The 19,214-nt window shown below is 64.3% G+C and carries 13 protein-coding genes and 1 pseudogene; 8 read left to right on the top strand and 6 right to left on the bottom strand.

Going from position 1 to position 19,214, the window contains the following annotated elements; translation table 11 throughout:
• Positions 1-9: 9 nt before the first annotated feature.
• The 3 genes from ACVWW1_RS33200 to ACVWW1_RS33210 form a co-directional block, all read right to left on the bottom strand.
• Complete coding sequence (locus ACVWW1_RS33200; RefSeq protein ID WP_456658793.1) at positions 10-2,232, bottom strand: acetate--CoA ligase family protein; 2,223 nt, start codon at positions 2,230-2,232, stop codon at positions 10-12.
• Between the two features lie 168 nt (positions 2,233-2,400).
• Complete coding sequence (locus tag ACVWW1_RS33205; RefSeq protein ID WP_456658794.1) at positions 2,401-3,012, bottom strand: class GN sortase; 612 nt, start codon at positions 3,010-3,012, stop codon at positions 2,401-2,403.
• Between the two features lie 208 nt (positions 3,013-3,220).
• A complete protein-coding gene (locus ACVWW1_RS33210; RefSeq protein ID WP_456660731.1) occupies positions 3,221-5,440 on the bottom strand; it encodes a marine proteobacterial sortase target protein in 2,220 nt (739 codons plus the stop codon).
• 253 nt (positions 5,441-5,693) lie between these two features.
• Here ACVWW1_RS33210 and ACVWW1_RS33215 point away from each other — a divergent pair, with 253 nt between their 5' ends.
• Positions 5,694-6,458, top strand: coding sequence for a helix-turn-helix domain-containing protein (locus ACVWW1_RS33215; RefSeq protein WP_456658795.1), 765 nt, complete (start codon positions 5,694-5,696; stop codon positions 6,456-6,458).
• A 289-nt stretch (positions 6,459-6,747) separates the two neighbouring features.
• Here the strand turns inward: ACVWW1_RS33215 and ACVWW1_RS33220 are convergent, their stop codons facing one another.
• Together ACVWW1_RS33220 and ACVWW1_RS33225 are read right to left on the bottom strand one after the other, a co-directional pair.
• Complete coding sequence (locus ACVWW1_RS33220; RefSeq protein WP_456658796.1) at positions 6,748-7,968, bottom strand: ABC transporter substrate-binding protein; 1,221 nt, start codon at positions 7,966-7,968, stop codon at positions 6,748-6,750.
• A 127-nt stretch (positions 7,969-8,095) separates the two neighbouring features.
• A pseudogene (locus tag ACVWW1_RS33225) lies at positions 8,096-9,638 on the bottom strand (acyl-CoA synthetase).
• A 215-nt stretch (positions 9,639-9,853) separates the two neighbouring features.
• Here ACVWW1_RS33225 and ACVWW1_RS33230 point away from each other — a divergent pair.
• The 6 genes from ACVWW1_RS33230 (at position 9,854) to ACVWW1_RS33255 (ending at position 16,579) form a co-directional block, all read left to right on the top strand.
• The gene (locus ACVWW1_RS33230; protein WP_456658797.1) at positions 9,854-10,990 is read left to right on the top strand and encodes an acyl-CoA dehydrogenase family protein; all 1,137 of its coding nucleotides are present in this window, start codon (positions 9,854-9,856) and stop codon (positions 10,988-10,990) included.
• A gap of 151 nt (positions 10,991-11,141) precedes the next feature.
• On the top strand, positions 11,142-12,302 hold the full coding sequence (locus ACVWW1_RS33235) for an acyl-CoA dehydrogenase family protein (protein WP_456658798.1): 1,161 nt from the start codon (positions 11,142-11,144) through the stop codon (positions 12,300-12,302).
• 60 nt (positions 12,303-12,362) lie between these two features.
• Complete coding sequence (locus ACVWW1_RS33240) at positions 12,363-13,574, top strand: acyl-CoA dehydrogenase family protein (RefSeq protein WP_456658799.1); 1,212 nt, start codon at positions 12,363-12,365, stop codon at positions 13,572-13,574.
• A gap of 99 nt (positions 13,575-13,673) precedes the next feature.
• Positions 13,674-14,330, top strand: a complete 657-nt coding sequence (locus ACVWW1_RS33245) for a glutathione S-transferase family protein (RefSeq protein ID WP_456658800.1) — start codon at positions 13,674-13,676, stop codon at positions 14,328-14,330.
• A gap of 199 nt (positions 14,331-14,529) precedes the next feature.
• The gene (locus tag ACVWW1_RS33250) at positions 14,530-15,360 is read left to right on the top strand and encodes a helix-turn-helix domain-containing protein (protein WP_456658801.1); all 831 of its coding nucleotides are present in this window, start codon (positions 14,530-14,532) and stop codon (positions 15,358-15,360) included.
• A 178-nt stretch (positions 15,361-15,538) separates the two neighbouring features.
• A complete protein-coding gene (locus ACVWW1_RS33255) occupies positions 15,539-16,579 on the top strand; it encodes an IS110 family RNA-guided transposase (protein ID WP_456655417.1) in 1,041 nt (346 codons plus the stop codon).
• Between the two features lie 312 nt (positions 16,580-16,891).
• On the opposite strand, the gene ACVWW1_RS33260 is transcribed toward ACVWW1_RS33255, so the two are convergent.
• A complete protein-coding gene (locus tag ACVWW1_RS33260; protein WP_456658802.1) occupies positions 16,892-18,115 on the bottom strand; it encodes an ABC transporter substrate-binding protein in 1,224 nt (407 codons plus the stop codon).
• A gap of 213 nt (positions 18,116-18,328) precedes the next feature.
• Between ACVWW1_RS33260 and ACVWW1_RS33265 the strand changes: the two genes are divergently transcribed.
• Entirely contained in the window at positions 18,329-19,195 is an 867-nt protein-coding gene (locus ACVWW1_RS33265; RefSeq protein WP_176534166.1) for a BKACE family enzyme, read from the top strand.
• The last annotated feature ends 19 nt before the right edge of the window (positions 19,196-19,214 follow it).

Below are 19,214 nucleotides of genomic sequence, written 5' to 3' on the forward strand. Positions count from 1 at the left end.
ATGAGAGCGTTAATGCCCCGCCGCCTTGTTCGCGGCGGCGTTGTTCAGCACGATCAGGCCGTCGACGGCGACGCCGAGCTTGCTGTTGATCAGGAACGGATTGACGTCGATTGAGGCGATGCGGCCGTTGGCGTCGGCCATCAGGTTGGAGAGCCCGACCAGCGCCTTCACCGCCGACGGCTCGTGCAGCGCGGGCTTGCCGCGATAGCCCTTCATCTTGACCCCGGCCTTGGTCTTGGCGATCAGCTCTTTCGCCTCGGCGGCATCGAGCGGCGCGCCGGCAAGGGCGACGTCCTTCAGCAGCTCGATATCGACGCCGCCGGTGCCGAACAGCACCACGGGGCCCATCTCGGCATCGAGCGAGGCGCCGACCACGAGCTCGAGGTCGGCCTTGACCTGTTGCGCAATCAGGATGCCCTCGAGCTTCGGCTTGCCCTTCAGCTTCTTCACCCGCGCGGTGATGTCGTTGAACGCCTTCTTCACCTCGGCGGCGTTGGCAAGGTTCAGCACCACGCCGCCGATGTCCGACTTGTGCAGGATGTCGGGGCTGACAACTTTCGCGACCACCGGGAAGCCGATCGCCTTGCCGATCTTCACGGCCTCCGCCGCGGTCTGCGCGACGTCCTCCTTGGAGATCGGGATGCCGTAGGCCTTGAGCAGCCGCTTCGAGGCGACCTCGTCGAGCGCGGCGGCGCCGTTGGCGGCCTTCAGCGTCTTCTCCAGCACCGCGCGAGCGGACGCCTTCGAGCTTGACACGATGTCGGGCACTTCCTTGCGCAGACCGGCATATTCAATCAGCGACTTGATCGCGCCGACCGCGCGGTCGAGTCCCTGCATGACCGCGATATGGGGCAGCGACTTGCGCAGTCCCTTGGTGAATTCGGTGAAGCCGATCGACATCGCGCTGATATAGATCACCGGCTTGTTGGCCTGGCCCGCCATCTCGTTGACGATGCGCAGATTGCGCTCGCGCAGCTCATGCGGCGCCTTCGGCAGCTCGGCATCGATGATGACGATGTCGGTGTCGGGATCGTCGATCATGATCTTGATCGACTTCATGTAGACGGAGGGATCGACCACCGCGGCGAAGCCGGCGTCGAGCGGGTTGCCGACGATGCTGCCGGGCCCGAGCATCTTCGCCAGCTGCTCGGACGCGTTCGAGCTCAGCGCTGCGAAGTTCAGGCCGGCGGAATGGAACGCGTCGATCAGCAGCCCGCGCTTGCCGCCCGATAGCGACACCGCCGCAAGGCGGTTGCCCTTCGGCGGATCGGCATGGACGAAGCACTCGGTGGTCTCGATCAGTTCATCCAGGCCGCGCACGCGGATCACGCCTTCGCGGGTCGAGATCGCATCGAACGTCTCGATCGAGCCGGCGAGCGCGCCGGTATGCGCCATCGCGGCGGCGCGGCCGCCTTCGGAGGCACCGAGCTTGAGCGCGATCACCGGCTTGCCCGCGGCGCGCGCGGCCTTGCAGGCTTCGCGGAACACCTTTGTGTTCCTGACGCCTTCGAGATAGACCACGATGACGCGGATGCTCGGATCGGCGGCGAAATAGCTCATCAGGTCCGGGGTCTCGAGGCCGGATTCGTTACCGGTCGTGACCATGTAGCCGACGCCGACGCCGCGATCCTCGAGCGCCTGGCGGATCGCCATCACGATCGCCCCGGATTGGCCGGCGATCGCGACCGCGCCCGGCTCCATGGTGACGATGCGGTCGTCGATATTGGTGAACAGGTTCTCGCCGGCGCTGAGATTGCCGAGGCAATTTGGACCGGTAACCGCAAGTCCGGTCTCCTTGATCGCCTGCTTCAGCTCGACCGCGAGCCGCTGGCTTTCCTCGTCCTGCAGCTCGCTGAAGCCTGATGTGACGATGGTCGCCGAGCGGGCGCCGGCAGCGGCCGCGTCGCGGATCACCTGCACGGCGAATCGCGCCGGTACCAGCACCAACACATGGTCCGGCTTTTCCGGAAGGCTGGCGAAATCCTTGTAGCAGGTGACGCCCCAGATGGTTTCGCGCTTGGCGTTGATCGGAAACAACCCGCCGGCATACTCGTATTTGATCAGATTGTTCCAGATCCGTTCGGCGTAGTTGCCGGGCTTGTCGGTGGCGCCGACCAGCACGATGTTGCGCGGGTGCAGCATCGCATGGATGCTCTTGACGATGTCGCTCGCGTCAGCGGGCGGTGCCCATTTGCGGGACGGATGTGACGCGGTGCCTCCGAAAGCTTCCATGGAGCCTGCCCTTATCCTTGTTCTACTTGTTTCCTCTGGCCCACGGCGGATCACCGCAGAACGCGATTTTTCATTGTTTTTATGGCTGATGGAAGGGGGTAGCAACTCACGCTGCTGCAAGTCAGGGCATCGCTTGCAATATCCCGGCAGGCGCAAAATCGATGCCGATCAGGAACCTGATTCGGGTCGGCTCGAATCCGTCTCGAACGGGTTCGAATCCGGGCCGATCATGGTCGCGTGCAGCAGATAGCGCTCGGGCCCCGATGTCAGCGCGTCGAATGGCCAGCAGGTCGACAGCACCAGCTCATACCGGTTGGTGAGCGGATCGATGCCGGACTGGTCGAAGAGCACGACCGCGCTGCGATCGGCGAGGTAGCGAAAAATCTTGCCGTCGCTTCTCGTGACGTCGATCTCGTCACCGATTGTGACATCCTTCAGAAAGCGGAAATGGGTGTCGCGATGCGCGGAATAGACCGCAACGCCCGGCTCGCCGGCATCGACGGTCTGCTCGACATGGCCGGGGCCGAACGCCAGCGCCTGGCCGCTGCTGCCGGCAAGCGCAATTGCGGACGCGTGCAGGCGCTTCACCTCGATCCGGGCGACCGGCCAGGTATCGGCCCAGCGCCACGGCTTCACCGGATGTCCGGTCGCGATGCTCTGTGCGAAGGCGCGCTCCAGCAGCAGCTGCGCGAGCAGCGCCTTGGCGTGGATATAGGCGCCCTGGCCGAACAGGATCAGGCCGATGAGGGCGAAGGCGAGCGGGAGGATGAAGCGGCGCATTGCTATCTTGCTCCCGTCATTGCGAGCGAAGCGAAGCAAAGCAATCCATCATGCGGCATATGGGGAGCCATGGATTGCGTCGTCGCTTCGCTCCTCGCAATGACGCTTAGCGAGAGAAGTGGCGCGCGCGGCCCATGGGGGACGGGTGAGAAGGCCGCGCGCGCTCTTGAAAGAGGAGGTCGGGGGCACCTCCTCCTTTCATCCGACGTCAGTGGGACGACGTCTGACGCCGGTTGAACACCAGAAGCAGAATGCTGACCGTGAGCAGGATCACACCCGCGATCATCTTCAGTTCGGCATCGGTCGCGGTCTTCGGCAGCTGAATCGTGCCGGGACCTGGTGTCGCGACCGGTGACCGCTTCAGCGCGGCGAGCTGCACCTTGCCGTCGCCGCCGTCGGCGCGGCGTTCGGTCGGTGCGGCCGGCAGGCGCGGACGCTCACCGAATACTTTAGCGAAATCCCAGCCCGCGGGCAGGTTGAGCGGCAGTTCAGCAAGCTTCAGCGGCTCGCCTTCGGCACGGCTCGGCGTCTTGTCGACCGCAACGAGGCTGGTCAGCCGCGTCACGAGCTGATGCTCCAGCGCGAGCGCAAGGATGGTCTTGTCGGCGTCCTCGGAGCTCATCTGCCGCGTGGTGCGCGCAACCTCGGCATCCGCGATCTTGCGGCGTGCCCACAGCTTGGAGAGGCCCTTGCCTTCGGCCGCATTCGCGAGCGGCAGTGTCACGCTCCACGGACGGTCGCCGATGCGGCCCTTGATCTCGACCGAGCCAGCAAGCTTGTCGAGCTTCGCGGCCAGCACCAGCGGCTCGTCGCCATAGACGTCGGGGAGTGCGGACGGCGTCAAGTCGGCCGTTGCATCGGAGAACTTTGCGGCGAGGTTCGTCACCGCGGGATTCTCCAGCTTGGCGAACAGGTCGCGCATCCGCTCGTCGACCTGCTCGACCGAGCCGATATGGGTGAAGGTGCCGCGGCCGAGCTCGGCGGCGCGCGTCATCAGGTAGGTGTTCGGCGCTGAGCCGATTCCGACCATGAAGACGCGTGAGCGGCCGCGCAGCGCGCTGATGGTTTCGAACAATTGCTGCTCATTGCCGATGGCGCCGTCGGTCAGGAACACGACCTGGCGGACATGGTCGGCGTCATCATGATTGGTGTCGGAGAGCGCCGCGCGCATTGCCGGCACCATCTCGGTGCCGCCGCGCGCCTGCAACGCGCTGACGAACGACGTCGCGTTGCCGATATTGGCGCTGTTGGCCGTAACCGGTGCCGGGAACAGCGTGTCCATGGTGTCGTCGAAGCGGATCACGTTAAAGCGATCGGTCGGCTGCAAGCGGCCGAGCGCGTAGATGAGGCTCGCCTTGGCCTGGATGATCGAGGTGCCGCCCATCGAGCCGGAATTGTCGATCACGAAGATCACTTCGCGCGGCAGGGGCTTCTGTTGCGCCTGCTCGACCGATGGCGGGGTGACGAAGGCCAGCAGATAGTCGGAATTGCCGACATGCTCGCGGAACAGGCCGACCGACGGCGCCTTCCCGGCGGCCGGCTTCCAGCTCAGCTCGAAATCGCGGTCGGCCGGCACCGGGCCTTCGGCGAGCTTGACGACGCGCGTGGTGCTGTCGGGGCTCTCGATCCTGACCTGGTGGAAATGGCTCTTCACCTCGCCGAGCGCGAAGCCTGCGTTGAGGTGAACGGTGATGTTGGTTGGGTTGACCGGAGCATTCGTCGCGGGATCGAGCACTTCGGAGGTGATGCGATCGCGGTCCGGCACCGGATCGGTCGTGGTGGCGCCCCAGCCGCTGCCGTCGGCGCGGAGGTCGACGCTCTGCACCACCGGGCGCGGATTGTAGCGCGGTCCGACCACCATCGGCACCCGCAGCGAGAATTCGTTGCCGTTCTGCTGCACCGGCTCCTGATACTCGATCTGCACCAGCACGGTTTCACCTGGGCCGATATTGGCAACCGAGTTGGTGAAGATGTTCGGCCGCTCCTGCTCGGTGAGCGCGGCCTTCTGGCCATTGTGTTTGGCCTGTTCGTAGATCGCGCGGGCCTGCTGCCGCTCCTTGATGTCGCCGACCACGATGCGGTCGCCGACCACCATCTTCAGCGTGTCGACCGCGCCGCCGGCCGGCAGCGGATAGACATAGGTCGCTTCCACCCAGTCCTTGGTCGGATTGCGGAAGATCTGCGTGACGCGGGCACGGACGGTCGGACCCGACACGGTGAGGTCGACATCGATGCCGAGCCTGGTTGCGTCGGCATAGCCGTCGTCGGTCTTGAACAGCAGCGAGCCGGAGCGCGCCTCGCTCGGCCGCGGTACCGCCTGTTGCGGCAACTCGGCTGACCACACCGGATCAAAGCTCACGAACAGCGCCGCGAAGCCGATCGCCAGCGCGGCGACACCTTCCACCAGGAAGAACAGCACAATGCGCATCCGGCGCGACAGCCGGATCTGCGGGCCGCTCTCACATGCATCGTAAATCGTCATTTTCGTCACTCCTGAGCGAGACTTTCGCTGCCTCGCGATCATGGAGAACGGCGGTTTTGGCGCGAGCAGAATGATCGGCAATGATTGGCCGCCGCCCGGCGCGGCCCGCCGCCGGCCGAGGCGGGTTTGTGCGGTTTTGTGATGGATTGTCCGGTCTGCTAGACTGCACAGATTGATGGGGAATCAGCGCAGGACCACGATGCCGACGCCGGCCAAGCAGCTTTCCGCCGAGCAGAGCCAGCAGGTCGCGGAGACCATCCGCGAGGAAATCGCGCGCCGCCGCATCTCGCGGCAGACGCTGGCCGAGCAGGCGAAGCTCAGCCTGTCGACGCTGGAGAAGGTGCTCGGCGGCCGCCGCCCGTTCACGCTCGCGACCACTGTGCGGCTCGAGCAGGCGCTCGGCGTGTCCTTGCGTAAGCTGCCGGAGACGATCACGGTGGCCGCGCCTGCCAATGGCGGGATCGCGCCCGACAGCCTCGGATCCTATTCGCGCCGCTCGGTGGCGCGGATCGAAGGGACTTACATCACGGTGCGCCCGTCGTTCGGCGAGCAGGGCGCGGTCTACGCCTATCGGACGGAGATCGCCTGGGACGATGCGGCGTCATCGCTCGGCTTTCGAGAGGGCGAGCGGCAGGATGCCGATTACACCCAGTATGGCGAGGTGGCGGTGCCCAATGAATCAGGCTTCGTCTATCTCGTGACCAACCGGCATGGCCAGCACCGCGTGATCACGGTCTCGCGCCCGCGCAATTCCGGTGAAATGTACGGCATCATCACCACGCTGCTCGCCGGCCGCGGCTCGCTGCTGACGCCGGTCGCCGCGCCGATCGCATTCCTGCCGGTGAAGAACGTGTCGAAGCCGAGCCTCGGCCGGGTGTCGGCCGACGATGCGAACTACGCCCTCTATCGCGAGCATCTGCGCCGCACGATCGACGAGCCGTTCGCGATCTTTTTGCCGGGATAGTCGCAGGTTACGCGGCAACAAGGACGTCGTCGGTACACTCCGATGCTAGCCCCGTCATCCTGAGGTGCGAGCGGAGCGAGCCTCGAAGGATGCACGGCCACCATCGGAGCCGTCGACCCTTCGAGATGCGCGCAAGAGCGCGCTCCTCAGGGTGACGGTGAGAGAGTGGTGTGCCACCGGCTGGTTCAATCTGGCCTCTCGCTTCATACAAAGCACTCCGCAAGAACAACGAAGCCGCCCGATTGGGCGGCTTCGCGATGGCTGATGTTTGGTCGCGGCGCGCGTGGCGCTAGCCGCCGGTCTCGGCGCTGATGATGTCGCCGAACAGCTCCCACTGTCCGTTCTTGAACTGCATCATCTTGAGCTGCTCGACCGGGGCGAAGTCGGTCGCACTGGTGTTGATCCGGATGCCAGGAATCAGCGTGTCGGGCGTGAAGTCCTTCAGGCTGGCGGCCTGCTTCATCACGTTCTCACGCGTCAGGTTGTCGCCGGCCTGCTTCAGCACCTGCACCATGGTCTGCGCCGCTGCGTAGCCATAGACCAGATTGGCGTCGGACAGGTTGGCGCCCGGCATGTACTTCTCGGCGAACGCCATGAACTTCTTCATGCCCTCGTCGTTCTTCCACTGCGGATCGGACGCGTCCTTGAGGTACCCGGCCGACAGCACGCCTTCGGACGCTTCGAGGCCGGCGGGCTTCATGACCGCGCCGATCGAGATCGAGACGTCGGTCATCACATGCATCGGCTTCCAGCCAAGCTCGGCGATCTTCTTGATCGCCTGTGCGGCGAATTTCGGCGTCGAGATGTTGACGAACACGTCGGCGCCGGTGTCTTTCAGCTTGACGATGTGGGAATCGATCGAGGGCTCGGTGGTCTCGTAGCTTTCCTCGACGACGATCTTGACGCTCGTTTTGTCGAGCACCTCCTTGAGGCCGACCAGGTAGTCCTTGCCGAAATCGTCATTGGCATAGAAGATCACGACCTTGGCATCCGGCTTGGCCTTGAGGATGTACTTGCCGAAGATCCGCGCCTCGACGCGGTAGCTCGGCTGGAAGCCCATCGTCCACGGGAAATCCTTCGGATCGTTCCACTTGCTGGCGCCGGTGGCGAGGAAGAGCTGCGGCACCTTCTTGGCGTTGTGATACTTCTGCACCGCGGTCTGGGTCGGCGTGCCCAGCGCGTTGAACACCAGGAAGACCTCGTCGCTCTCGATCAGCTTGCGGATCTGCTCCACGGTCTTCGGCGGCGAGTAGCCGTCGTCATAGGAGATCCAGTTGATCTTGCGGCCGTTGATGCCGCCCTGATCGTTGATCATCTTGAAATAGGCTTCCTCGGTCTTGCCGATGACGCCGTAGGCTGAGGCAGGACCGCTATAGGCCTCGACATTGCCGATCTTGATCTCGGTGTCGGAGGCGCCGGTGTCATACTTCTTTTGTGCAAAGGCGGCCTGGGTTGAGAGCAGGCAGAGCGCGGCGGCGGCGGCCAGCAGCGACAATTTTGTGGTTTTCATAAAGGCAATTTCCTCGATTGATTCTGGTTGGGGACTTACGCAACGAACCCGCAGCCGGTCCCGGCAGACGGTTGTGGGCAACACTTCTCTCGACATGGCCAGGGAGACGCGAGACGCGTCCCCAGGCTCATGCGGCAGTATCGGTCGGCTTCGGCTGGCTGAATTGCTGCCGCAGCGTCGGCTTATGAATCTTGCCTGTCGCATTCCGCGGCAGGGCATCGATGAATTCGATCAGGCGCGGGCACTTGAACCGCGCCAGATTGGCCTGGCAATGCGCGTGGATCTCGGCCGGCGTCAGCGTGTGGCCCGGCTTCACGGCGATCACGGCCATCCCGACCTCGCCCCATTGCTCGTTCGGGATGCCGATGACGGCGGCCTCGGCGACGGCGGCCAATTGATGCAGCACGCTTTCGACCTCGGCCGGATAGACGTTCTCGCCGCCGGAGATGTACATGTCCTTCCAGCGGTCGACGATATAGTAGAAGCCTTCCTCGTCGATCCGCGTGGCGTCGCCGGTGTGCAGCCAGCCGTCGGTGAAGGAGGAGGCGTTGGCGTCCGGCCGGTTCCAGTAGCCCGGCGTAATGTTCGGGCCCTTGACCCAGAGTTCGCCGAGTTCGCCGACCGCGGCATCGCTGCCGTCGGGCCGCACGATCCGAACCTCGGTATGCAGCACCGGCTTGCCGGACGAGCCGGCCTTGCGCGCGGCATCCTCGCGGTCGAGCACCATCACCGCGGGCGAGGTCTCGGTCATGCCGTAGCCCTGTTGCAGCGCGACGCCGCGCGCCTCCCAGGTCTTGAGCAGCGGCACCGGCATCGGTGCGCCGCCGACCCCGCCGATCATCAGGCGGCTGAAATCCACTGATGCGAAGGCCGGATGCTGCGCCATGAACTGATAGATCGCGGGCACGCCGAAGAACACGTTGATGCCCTGCAAGGGATCGCTGATCAGCTTCAGCGCCTCGCCGGGATCGAACGCGCGCATGATCAGCACCGTGCCGCCGGCATGCAGTACCGGGTTGGTGTAACAATTCAGGCCGCCGGTGTGGAACAGCGGCAGCACCGTCAGCAGCACCGAGGCCGGCGAGATGTAAGCGGGGCCGCCGAGATTGACGCAATTCCAGAACGTCATCCCATGCGTTATGATCGCGCCCTTCGGTTGGCCCGTGGTGCCCGAGGTGTACATGATGGTCGAGATGTCATCGAGCGTGACCTCCTCGAACCGTTCGAGCGGTTTCGCCGCCGCGATGCCGGCCTCATAGGCACCGCCGGGGCCGAGCCGCACGGTCGAAGCGACATCGCAGAGCTTGGCGACCGCAAGCGCGGTCTCGGCGAGGTCGTCGTCATGGATCATCACCTTGGGCGCGGCGTCGCCGGTGATGTAGCGCAGCTCGGGAACGGTGAGGCGGGTGTTGAGCGGCAGGAAGACCGCCGCCGATCCGGAAGCAGGCGAACTGAACCTCCAGCGTATCCGTCGTGTTCAGCGCCAGCACCGCGACCCGGTCGCCGCTGGCGACCTTGAGCTCGTCGCGCAGATAGCCCGCGAGCCGCGACACGCGGGCGTCGAGTTCCGCATAGCTGAAGCGGCGACCGCTTGCGAGATCGACGAGCGCCATCTTGTCCGGCGTGCGCCGGCGATGATGCGCGATCCAGTCGTAATAACGAACCGGCAAATGTCCCTCCTCTGGAACGGCAGTCTTGCGCCGCCTGTTCCTGGCTCGATTGATGCCATGAATTGGCAGTGGAGGGGGCGTATCGGGATACTGTCTTGCGTTTAGTGGCTGGCGGGTGGCCAGATGGAAGGCCGGTCCAGCCGACAGCCACTCGACGCAAGTGAACAGAGAAAAATCCGGACATCGTCGGAGGCGGGAATCAACGGAGCACGCGGATGGCAAACCCGTTCTACACCAGCGAGCATGAGGCCTTTCGCGAGGTGATGCGGCGCTTTGTGGCCAAGGAAATCGAGCCTTATGCCCATCAATGGGACGAGGAGGGCGAGTTTCCCCGCGCGCTCTATGCCAAGGCGTCCGAAATCGGGCTGCTCGGCCTCGGTTTCCCGGAAGAATATGGCGGGATCGCCGCCGACCAGTTCATGAAGATCGTGGCCTCGCAGGAGCTGGCGCGCGCCGGCGCCGGCGGCGTCTCCGCGAGCCTGATGAGCCACACCATCGGCTCGCCGCCGATCGCCCGCGCCGCCCGCCCGGAGGTCAAGGCGCGGGTGCTGCCGGAGGTGCTTGCGGGCAAGAAGATCTCCGCGCTGGCGATCACCGAGCCGAGCGGCGGCTCCGATGTCGCGAATTTGCGGACCAAGGCACGGCGCGACGGCGACCATTATATCGTCTCTGGCGAGAAGACCTTCATCACCTCGGGCATGCGCGCCGACTATCTGACGGTCGCGGTGCGCACCGGCGGCGAGGGTCCGGGCGGCGTCAGCCTGCTCTTGATCGAAGGCGATACGCCGGGCCTCTCCCGCACCAAGCTGAAGAAGATGGGCTGGTGGGCGTCTGATACCGCGACACTTCATTTCGACGAATGCCGCGTGCCGGTCGAGAACCTGATCGGCGAGGAAGGCCAGGGCTTCAAGATCATCATGCAGAACTTCAACAGCGAGCGCATGGGCATGGCGGCGGGCTGCACCGCCTATGCGCGCGTCTGCCTCGACGAGGCGGTCGCCTATGCCAAGGAGCGCAAGACGTTCGGCAAGCCGATCGCCCAGCACCAGGTGATCAGGCACAAGATCGTCGACATGGCGCAGAAGGTCGCGGCCTCGCAGGCGATGCTGGAAATGCTGGCGTGGCGGCTCGGCCAGGGCGAAAGCCCGGTCGCCGAGATCTGCATGATGAAGAACCAGGCCACGCAGACCATGGCGCATTGCGCCTCCGAGGCGGTGCAGATCTTCGGCGGCGCCGGCTTCATGCGCGGCATCAAGGTCGAGCGCATCTATCGCGAGGTCAAGGTCAACGCCATCGGCGGCGGCACCGAGGAGATCATGAAGGATCTCGCGTCACGGCAGATGGGGTTGTGATGAATTTGCTCCGTCATTCCCCGGTGCGCAATTGCGCACCTGAGGGCGCGCGCAGCGCGAGCCCGGAATCCATCGAGCGGCAAATTTGATGTGAAATGGATTCCGGGTTCGATGCTTCGCATCGCCCCGGAGTGACGAGGATCAAGGAAACATGCTCTTCACCGCCGATCACGACGAACCGCGCCGCGCTCTACAAAAATTCATCGCGGCCGAGATCAATCCCCATGTCGATGAATGGGAGAAGGCCGACATCTTCCCGGCGCATGAGCTGTTCAAGAAGCTCGGCAATCTCGGATTCCTCGGCCTCAACAAGCCGGTCGAATTCGGCGGCCAGGGGCTGGATTATTCCTACGCGCTGATGATGGCCGAGGAACTCGGGGCCATTACCTGCGGCGGCGTGCCGATGGCGATCGGGGTGCAGACCGACATGGCAACGCCCGCGCTGGCGCGGTTCGGCTCCGACGAGGTGCGGCGCGAATTCCTGGTGCCTGCGATTGCAGGCGACCAGGTCGCCTGCATCGGCGTCTCCGAGCCCGGCGCCGGTTCCGACGTCGCCTCGATCAAGACCAATGCGCGCTCCGACGGCGACGACTACGTCATCAATGGCGGCAAGATGTGGATCACCAACGGCACACAGGCCGACTGGATCTGCCTGCTCGCCAACACCAGCGACGGCCAGGTCCATCGCAACAAGTCGCTGATTTGCGTGCCGATGAAAACCAAGGGCGTGCAGGTCGCGCGCAAGCTCGACAAGCTCGGCATGCGCTCCTCCGACACCGCGCAGATCTTCTTCGACAATGTCCGGGTGCCGAAGCGCAACCGGATCGGCGAGGAGGGTCAGGGCTTCACCTACCAGATGATCCAGTTCCAGGAGGAGCGGCTGTGGGGCGCGGCCGCCTGCCTGAAGGCGCATGAATTCATCATCAACGAGACCATCGACTACACCCGCAACCGCAAGGCGTTCGGCGGCTCGATCCTCGACAACCAGGTGGTGCACTTCAAGCTCGCGGAGATGCAGACCGAGGTCGAGCTGCTGCGCTCGCTGATCTATCGTGCTGGCGAGGCGCTGGTCGCGGGCGAAGACGTGACGCGGCTTGCGACTATGGCGAAATTGAAGGCCGGCCGGCTCGGCCGCGAGCTCACCGACGCCTGCCTGCAATATTGGGGCGGCATGGGTTTTACCAACGAGACGCCGGTCAGCCGCGCCTATCGCGACAGCCGCCTGACCTCGATCGGCGGCGGCGCCGACGAGGTGATGCTGATGGTGTTGTGCAAGATGATGGGCACGCTGCCCGAGATGAAGAAGAACTAGCGCGAAGCCGTCCGGCGGATCGCACGCGCCGCCGGTACGACCGCAGGGATGGAGGCCGATATGCTCTATCAGGAGAGCCAGAAAGTCGTGGAGCTGAAGCATCGCCTTCAGTCGTTCATGGATCGCCATGTCTATCCGAACGAGGCCCGGTTCTACCGCGAGGCGGAAGAGCTCGGCCCGTGGAAGGTCTATCCTGTCGTTGAGGAGCTGAAACCGAAAGCCAGGGACGAGGGGCTGTGGAATCTGTTCCTGCCCGAGAGCGAGCACGGCGCAGGTCTCTCCAATCTCGAATATGCGCCGCTGTGCGAGATCATGGGCCGATCGCATCTTGCGCCGGAGCTCTTCAATTGCTCGGCGCCGGATACCGGCAACATGGAGGTGCTGGCGCGTTACGGCACCAGGGAGCATCAGGAGCGATGGCTGAAGCCGCTGCTCGCGGGCGAGATACGGTCCTGCTTCGCGATGACCGAGCCGGCCGTCGCTTCCAGCGACGCGACCAATATCGAGAGCTCGATCGTGCGCGACGGCGATGACTACGTCATTAATGGCCGCAAATGGTACACCACCAATGCCACCGATCCGCGCTGCAAGATCTGCATCTTCATGGGCAAGACCGATCCGCACAATCCGGACCGGCATCGCCAGCAGTCGATGATCCTGGTGCCGATGGATACGCACGGGATCGAGGTGCTGCGGCCGCTTCCGGTGTTCGGCTTCTACGGCGTGCCGGACCGTGCCTCGGAGGTCGTGTTCACCAATGTGCGGGTGCCCGCAAGCAACATGCTGCTCGGCGAGGGCCGCGGTTTCGAGATCGCGCAGGGGCGGCTCGGCCCGGGCCGCATTCATCACTGCATGCGGCTGATCGGGCTTGCCGAACGCACGCTGGAGAAGATGTGCGTCAGGACCAGGAGCCGGGTCGCGTTCGGCAAGCCGGTCGCGGAGCAGACGGTTACGCAAGAGCGGATCGCGGAATCGCGCATCATGATCGAGCAGGCGCGGCTCTTGACGCTCAACGCGGCCCACATGATGGACACGGTAGGCAACAGGGTGGCCAAGGCCGAGATCGCCATGATCAAGGTCGCGGTCCCCAACATGGCCTGCCAGGTCATCGACTGGGCGATCCAGGCGCATGGCGGCGGCGGTACCAGCAACGACTTCGGGCTTGCCGCAGCCTATGCGACGGCCCGGCTGCTGCGTCTCGCCGACGGTCCGGACGAGGTCCATCGCAACCAGATCGCGCGGCTCGAGCTGCGCAAATACGGCAATGCCTGAAGGAGAAGCGTGCGCGATGAATGCACCGCGCACGACATTGTTGCAGTCACTGCGCCGGCGCTCCATGGTGGCGGCGATCAAGAACATGGGAAACGCCTGATGATCACGCTCTATCACTGCGATGCCGCGCGCTCGTTCCGTCCGCTGTGGATGCTGGAGGAGCTCGGGCTGCCCTATGAGCTGAAGATGTTGCCGTTCCCGCCGCGCGTATTCGCCAAGGAATATCTCGGTATCAATCCGCTCGGCACCATTCCGTTCATGGTCGATGGCGAGACGAAGATGACGGAGTCCTCGGGCATCTGCCACTACCTCGGCACCAAGTACGGCCCGACGCCGCTGATCGTAGGTCCCGACGAGCCGGCCTATGGCGCGTTCCTGAACTGGATGTATTTTTCCGATGCGACACTGACCTTTCCGCAGACACTGGTGCTTCGCTACAGCCAGCTCGAGCCGGAGGAGCGGCGCAACCCGCAGGTCTCGGGCGATTATGCAAAATGGTTCCTGGGCCGCCTGCGCGCGGTGGAGGCCGCCGCTGCGAATTCTGAATTCCTCTGCGCGGAACGCTTCACCGCGGCCGACATCGCCAACGGCTATGCGCTCCGGCTCGCCACCAATATCGGCCTCGCCAAGGATTTCGGGCCGAATGTCGCGGCCTATTGGGCGCGGCTGCAGCAGCGCGAAGGCTACAAGCGCGCGGTGGCGTCGGAGCAAAAAGCCGGGCAGGAACAGAACGTTGCGCCGCGAGCGCGGCCGTAACTTCCCCGTCGTGCCGGAGCAATGCACAGCATTGAACCCCAATACTCAATTGCGCATTGGGGAACCTAGAGATCCCGCAATTGCGCATTGGGGTTCGCTGCGTCGCATCGCCCCGGAATGACGACGTATCGCTTTTGCGAATTTGCGCTATGGTAGCTCCGCCGCAGCGGCCCAAAGAGCCGCGCGAGGAGGAACCGCCATGGACGCGATCGTGGACGCGAAGTGCCAAAAGTCCGGCCAGCAGTCCGGCCACCGGATGTTGATCACGCCGGAACGGGTGTTCTATGCGGGGCTGCTCGGCCGCCCGCGCGAACGCTGTCCCGGCGCATTCCATGTCTATGTCGCGATCCGCGACGGCTTGCATCTGTCGACCAGCGAAGGCCGCGAATCCCACGGCGAGCTCGCGGTGACGATGCCGAACCTGCGCCACACCATCACCAGCGAATATCGATCCGCGATCTGCGTTGCGATCGAGCCGGAGAGCGTGCCTGATGGCACGCTCGAAGCCGTCGCCCGCCGCCTGCAAGGACCCGACTCTCACTTGTTCGCGAACCGGATTCGCAACGCCTATGCGACGCTTGCCGAGATGCAGCATCGCGACGCGATCGCGAATGCCGAGTTCGACACCATGTGCTTCGGCGACGCGCTGCCGCAGCGTGTGCTCGATCCGCGGGTCGTGCGCGCGATCGGCCGCATCGGGCAGTTCTCCGGCGAGCCGGTGACCGCGGCCGGCTGCGCCACCGAGGCCGGGCTATCGCCCTCGCGCTTCCTGCATCTGTTCAAGGAGGAGACCGGAATCTCGTTCCGCTCCTTCCGCGCCTGGAAGCGCGCGCGGCATCTGCTGCATTTCGCCAACCAGGACATCAATCTCGCGCATCTCGCGCAGGATATCGGCTATCCCGATAGCACGCATTTCAGCCACTCGATCCGCCGCTTCTATGGCTTGAAGCCGCGCGCGATCTTCTCCGGCTCGCGGGATCTCGCGATCTATCGCACCGGGCAGGCGGCAAGCGAGCGGGTGTTGACTTAGCCCCCGCTGTCGTCCCGGCGAACGCCGGGACCCATAATCACCGATCTCAGTAGTTTAGACGGCTGTCGCTCCAGCGGACTCAAATAACCACCATACGTGGTTGATGGTGTGGACGGCCCCCTACGGCATCAGTGTGCCAGAATGAGGTTGTTGTAAATCTCAGACAAGGAGACCGTCCGTGAGAGAGATTATCCGTATTGGGATGGATACGTCGAAGCATATTTTTGTGCTGCATGGGGTTGATGCGTCCGAGCAGCCGGTCTTACGCAAGAAGCTTTCGCGCAAACTCGTGCTGGAGTTCTTCGCCAAATTGCCGCCGACGGTGATCGGGATGGAGGCCTGCGGGGCGTCGCAATATTGGGCGCGCGAGCTTTCCAGGCTGGGCCATGAGGTGAAGCTGATGGCGCCGCAATTGGTGAAGCCCTACGTGATGCGGAACAAGAATGACGGGCGTGATGCAGAAGGCCTGTGTGAGGCGATGAGCCGGCCGAGCATGCGCTTTGTGCCGGTGAAGACGGCCGAGCAGCAGGCTGCGCTGATGCTGATGGGGGTCCGCGACGGACTGATCGCCCGGCGCACCCAATTGACCAACACGATCCGCGGCCATGCGGCGGAGTATGGCCTGATCGCGCCCAAGGGACTGGAGGCGATCGAACCACTGCTGGCGCGGATCGCGCAGGACGAGACGCTTCCCGCTCTGGCGCGCGAGCTGTTTGTCGTGCTGGGCCGGGAGTGCGTCAGGCTCGAGGGCGAGTTGGAGGTGGTTGAGGCCAGGCTGATGGCCTGGCACCGCGGCGATGCCACGGGCCGGCGCCTGGCTCAGATCCCCTCGGTCGGTCCGATCATTGCAACGATGCTGGTGATGAAGACACCTGATCCGGGCGCGTTCCGCTCCGGTCGTCACTTTGCGGCTTGGCTGGGATTGACACCCAAGGACCATTCCACCGCAGGCAAGACCAGGCTCGGCAAGATTACCCGGGCGGGCGATGAGGACCTGCGCCGTCTGCTGGTCGTCGGGGCCACGGCGGTGATCCAGCAGGCCAGGCGGGGGCGCGGTCATCACTCGCGCTGGCTGCTGGCGCTGATCAAGCGTAAGCCGCCGAAGCTTGCGGCCGTAGCGCTCGCCAACAAGGTGGCGCGCATCGTCTGGAAGCTGATGGTGACGGGTGAGAGTTATGACGCCGCACGGCTGAATGCCGCGACGACGGGTACCGCTTAACAGATTGGCCGGCTGGCGGGCTCGCTCGTCAGCCGACCCGGAGCTGCAAGAGCAGATGGAGCGATCGATCGAGCAACGATGCGAGACAATCCGTGGGACCCATCGGCCGTCAACAGGTCGCGTGGTTGTTTGGAACTCGCATCGCGCAAACCATCTTGGCCAGCGATCCATTCGATCGCACTCAACAGGCCGGACATATGGATGCAAGCGATCCGATCAATCCCAGAAAGCTCTTGTGCCACGGGGGCCGTCCACATATGGGTCCCGGGTCGCGCTTCGCTTGCCCGGGACGACAGTTGGGATTCTCCTCCGCTACAAATTCGCGCCCTGGATCACCTCGCCGAACCGCAGCCAGCCAGGCCCTTCGATCCGTTGCAGTTGAAGCTGCTGCAGCGGGTGGTGATTGGTCGGGCTGGTGTTGACGCGGATACCGGGCAACAGCGTCGGCACTTCGACATCCCTGAGATTGTTGGCCTGCGCCATGATGTTGTCGCGGGTGAAATTGCCCTTGCACTGCTCGAGCACGATCTTCAGCACCTGCGCCACCGTGTAGGCATAGAGGCTGTAGCCCTCCTTCGGATTGCCATCGGGGAAGTACCTCGCCATGAAGGCGAGGAAATCCTTGACGCCGGGGTCGTTGGCCCAGGCCGGGTCGGCGACGTCCTTCACATAGGCCGACGAGATCGTGCCTTGCGACTTGTCGAGACCGACGGGCGCAATGGTCGAGGAGATCGAGGCCGCGCCGCTCGCAATGAAATGCATCGGCTTCCAGCCGAGCTCGTAGATCTTGCGGATCGACTGCGCGCAGAATTTCGCCGTCGTGCCCGAGATCAGCACGTCGGGATTGGCGCCGCGCAGCGCGACGATCTGGGAATCGATCGTCGGATCGGTGACCTCGTGCGAGGCCACCACGGCCGACGTCGCGAACCGCTCACCCAGCACATCCTTGGTGCCGGCGACGAAATCCTTGCCGAGATCGTCGTTCTGGTAGAGAACCGCGAACTTCGCGTTCTTGTTCTGGCTCAGCGCATATTTGACGAATACCTGCGCTTCGGTGCGCGCGCTCGGCGCAAAGCCCATGGTCCAGGGATAGGTCTTGTAGTCGCCCCATTTGTCGCCGTTCACCGACAGGAACAGATGCGGCACCTTGGCGGCGTTGATGTACTTGACGACCGACGAGTTCGGCGCGGTGCCGAGCATGTTGAACAGGAAGGCGACATTGTCGCTCTCGATCAGGCGGCGCACCTGCTCGACGGTCTTTGCCGGATTGAACGCATCGTCGTAGTAGATGTATTTGATCTGCCGGCCGGCGATGCCGCCCTGCTCGTTCAGCATCTTGAAATAAGCTTCCTGGCAGCGCGCCTGCACGCCGAGCGCGGACACCGGGCCGCTGAGCGAGGTGGTGCTGCCGATCCTGATCTCGGTCGCGGTGACGCCGAGCGTATCTTCGGCAAGTGAGGGCTTGAGGCCCGCGACCGCGGCAAGCCCCGCGCCTGCGGCGCCGGTGAGCCATCTGCGCCGGTTGATCGAGACCATGACGTTCTCCCCGTGATGCCGGCTTGTTGCGCCGCTTCTGCTTACAGCGACTCTACGCGCCGCACGGGCGTCGCGTCTTGTGTTAACCGGCTGACGGCGGATTCCGTCGTGAGCGCATCCACTTAGCCAGTCAACGCAAGATGGCGCACAGACAAATTTCTCATCATGGGAAAATCAGCCGCGCAGGTGCGCTGCAACCCGGACGAGAGACCCATGAGCGACAAGGCCGTCATCACCTGCGCGCTGAACGGCGTGCTTACCGACCCGAAACAGCACAATGTTCCGGTGACGCCGGAAGAGATGGCGCGCGAGGCCAGGGCCGCGTTCAACGCCGGCGCCAGCATCATGCACATCCATCTACGCCAGCAGGAGCCGAACAAGGGGCACCTGCCGTCGTGGGAGGTCGGCGTCAGCAAGGAAATCCAGCAGGCGATTCGTGAGGCCTGCCCCGGTGTGATCATCAACCACACCACCGGCACCTCGGGTCCGAACTACCAGGGCGCGCTCGACTGCGTGCGCGAGACAAAACCCGAGATCGCGGCCTGCAATGCCGGCTCGCTGAACTATCTGAAGGTCAAGGCCGACAACACCTGGGCCTGGCCGCCGATGATGTTCGATAACGCGGTCGAGAAAGTGCAGGATTATCTCGACGTGATGAAGGTGGCCGGCACCATCCCCGAATTCGAGTGCTTCGATGTCGGCATCGTGCGCTGCGTCGGCATGTACCGGCAGACCGGCATGTATTCCGGCCCGCTCGAGTACAATTTCGTGATGGGCGTCGCCTCGGGGATGCCGGCCGATCCGGAGCTGTTGCCGATCCTCTTGAAGCTGAAAGTGCCGGAAGCGCATTGGCAGGTCACCGCGATCGGCCGCGCCGAGATCTGGCCGCTGCACCAGCGCGCCGCCGACCTCGGTGGTCATCTGCGCAGCGGCCTGGAGGACACGTTCTATCTCGGCGACGGCACCAAGGTGACGTCGAACGGGCAGCTCGTCGAAGGACTCGCCGCCTGTGCACGCCGTGCCGGCCGCGACATCGCGAGTCCTGCGGAAGCGCGGCAGATTTTTGGGGTCAGGCACTGACGTCAACCCGGCCGTCATT

The sequence above is a fragment of the Bradyrhizobium sp. JR3.5 genome (genome assembly GCF_054057015.1).

Bases quoted from the DNA above. Each gene is read 5' to 3' on its own strand.
- ACVWW1_RS33200 (WP_456658793.1), bottom strand. From the start codon at position 2,232: ATGGAAGCTTTCGGAGGCACCGCGTCACATCCGTCCCGCAAATGGGCA.
- ACVWW1_RS33205 (WP_456658794.1), bottom strand. From the start codon at position 3,012: ATGCGCCGCTTCATCCTCCCGCTCGCCTTCGCCCTCATCGGCCTGATC.
- ACVWW1_RS33210 (WP_456660731.1), bottom strand. From the start codon at position 5,440: ATGCGCATTGTGCTGTTCTTCCTGGTGGAAGGTGTCGCCGCGCTGGCG.
- ACVWW1_RS33215 (WP_456658795.1), top strand. From the start codon at position 5,694: ATGCCGACGCCGGCCAAGCAGCTTTCCGCCGAGCAGAGCCAGCAGGTC.
- ACVWW1_RS33220 (WP_456658796.1), bottom strand. From the start codon at position 7,968: ATGAAAACCACAAAATTGTCGCTGCTGGCCGCCGCCGCCGCGCTCTGC.
- ACVWW1_RS33230 (WP_456658797.1), top strand. From the start codon at position 9,854: ATGGCAAACCCGTTCTACACCAGCGAGCATGAGGCCTTTCGCGAGGTG.
- ACVWW1_RS33235 (WP_456658798.1), top strand. From the start codon at position 11,142: ATGCTCTTCACCGCCGATCACGACGAACCGCGCCGCGCTCTACAAAAA.
- ACVWW1_RS33240 (WP_456658799.1), top strand. From the start codon at position 12,363: ATGCTCTATCAGGAGAGCCAGAAAGTCGTGGAGCTGAAGCATCGCCTT.
- ACVWW1_RS33245 (WP_456658800.1), top strand. From the start codon at position 13,674: ATGATCACGCTCTATCACTGCGATGCCGCGCGCTCGTTCCGTCCGCTG.
- ACVWW1_RS33250 (WP_456658801.1), top strand. From the start codon at position 14,530: ATGGACGCGATCGTGGACGCGAAGTGCCAAAAGTCCGGCCAGCAGTCC.
- ACVWW1_RS33260 (WP_456658802.1), bottom strand. From the start codon at position 18,115: ATGGTCTCGATCAACCGGCGCAGATGGCTCACCGGCGCCGCAGGCGCG.
- ACVWW1_RS33265 (WP_176534166.1), top strand. From the start codon at position 18,329: ATGAGCGACAAGGCCGTCATCACCTGCGCGCTGAACGGCGTGCTTACC.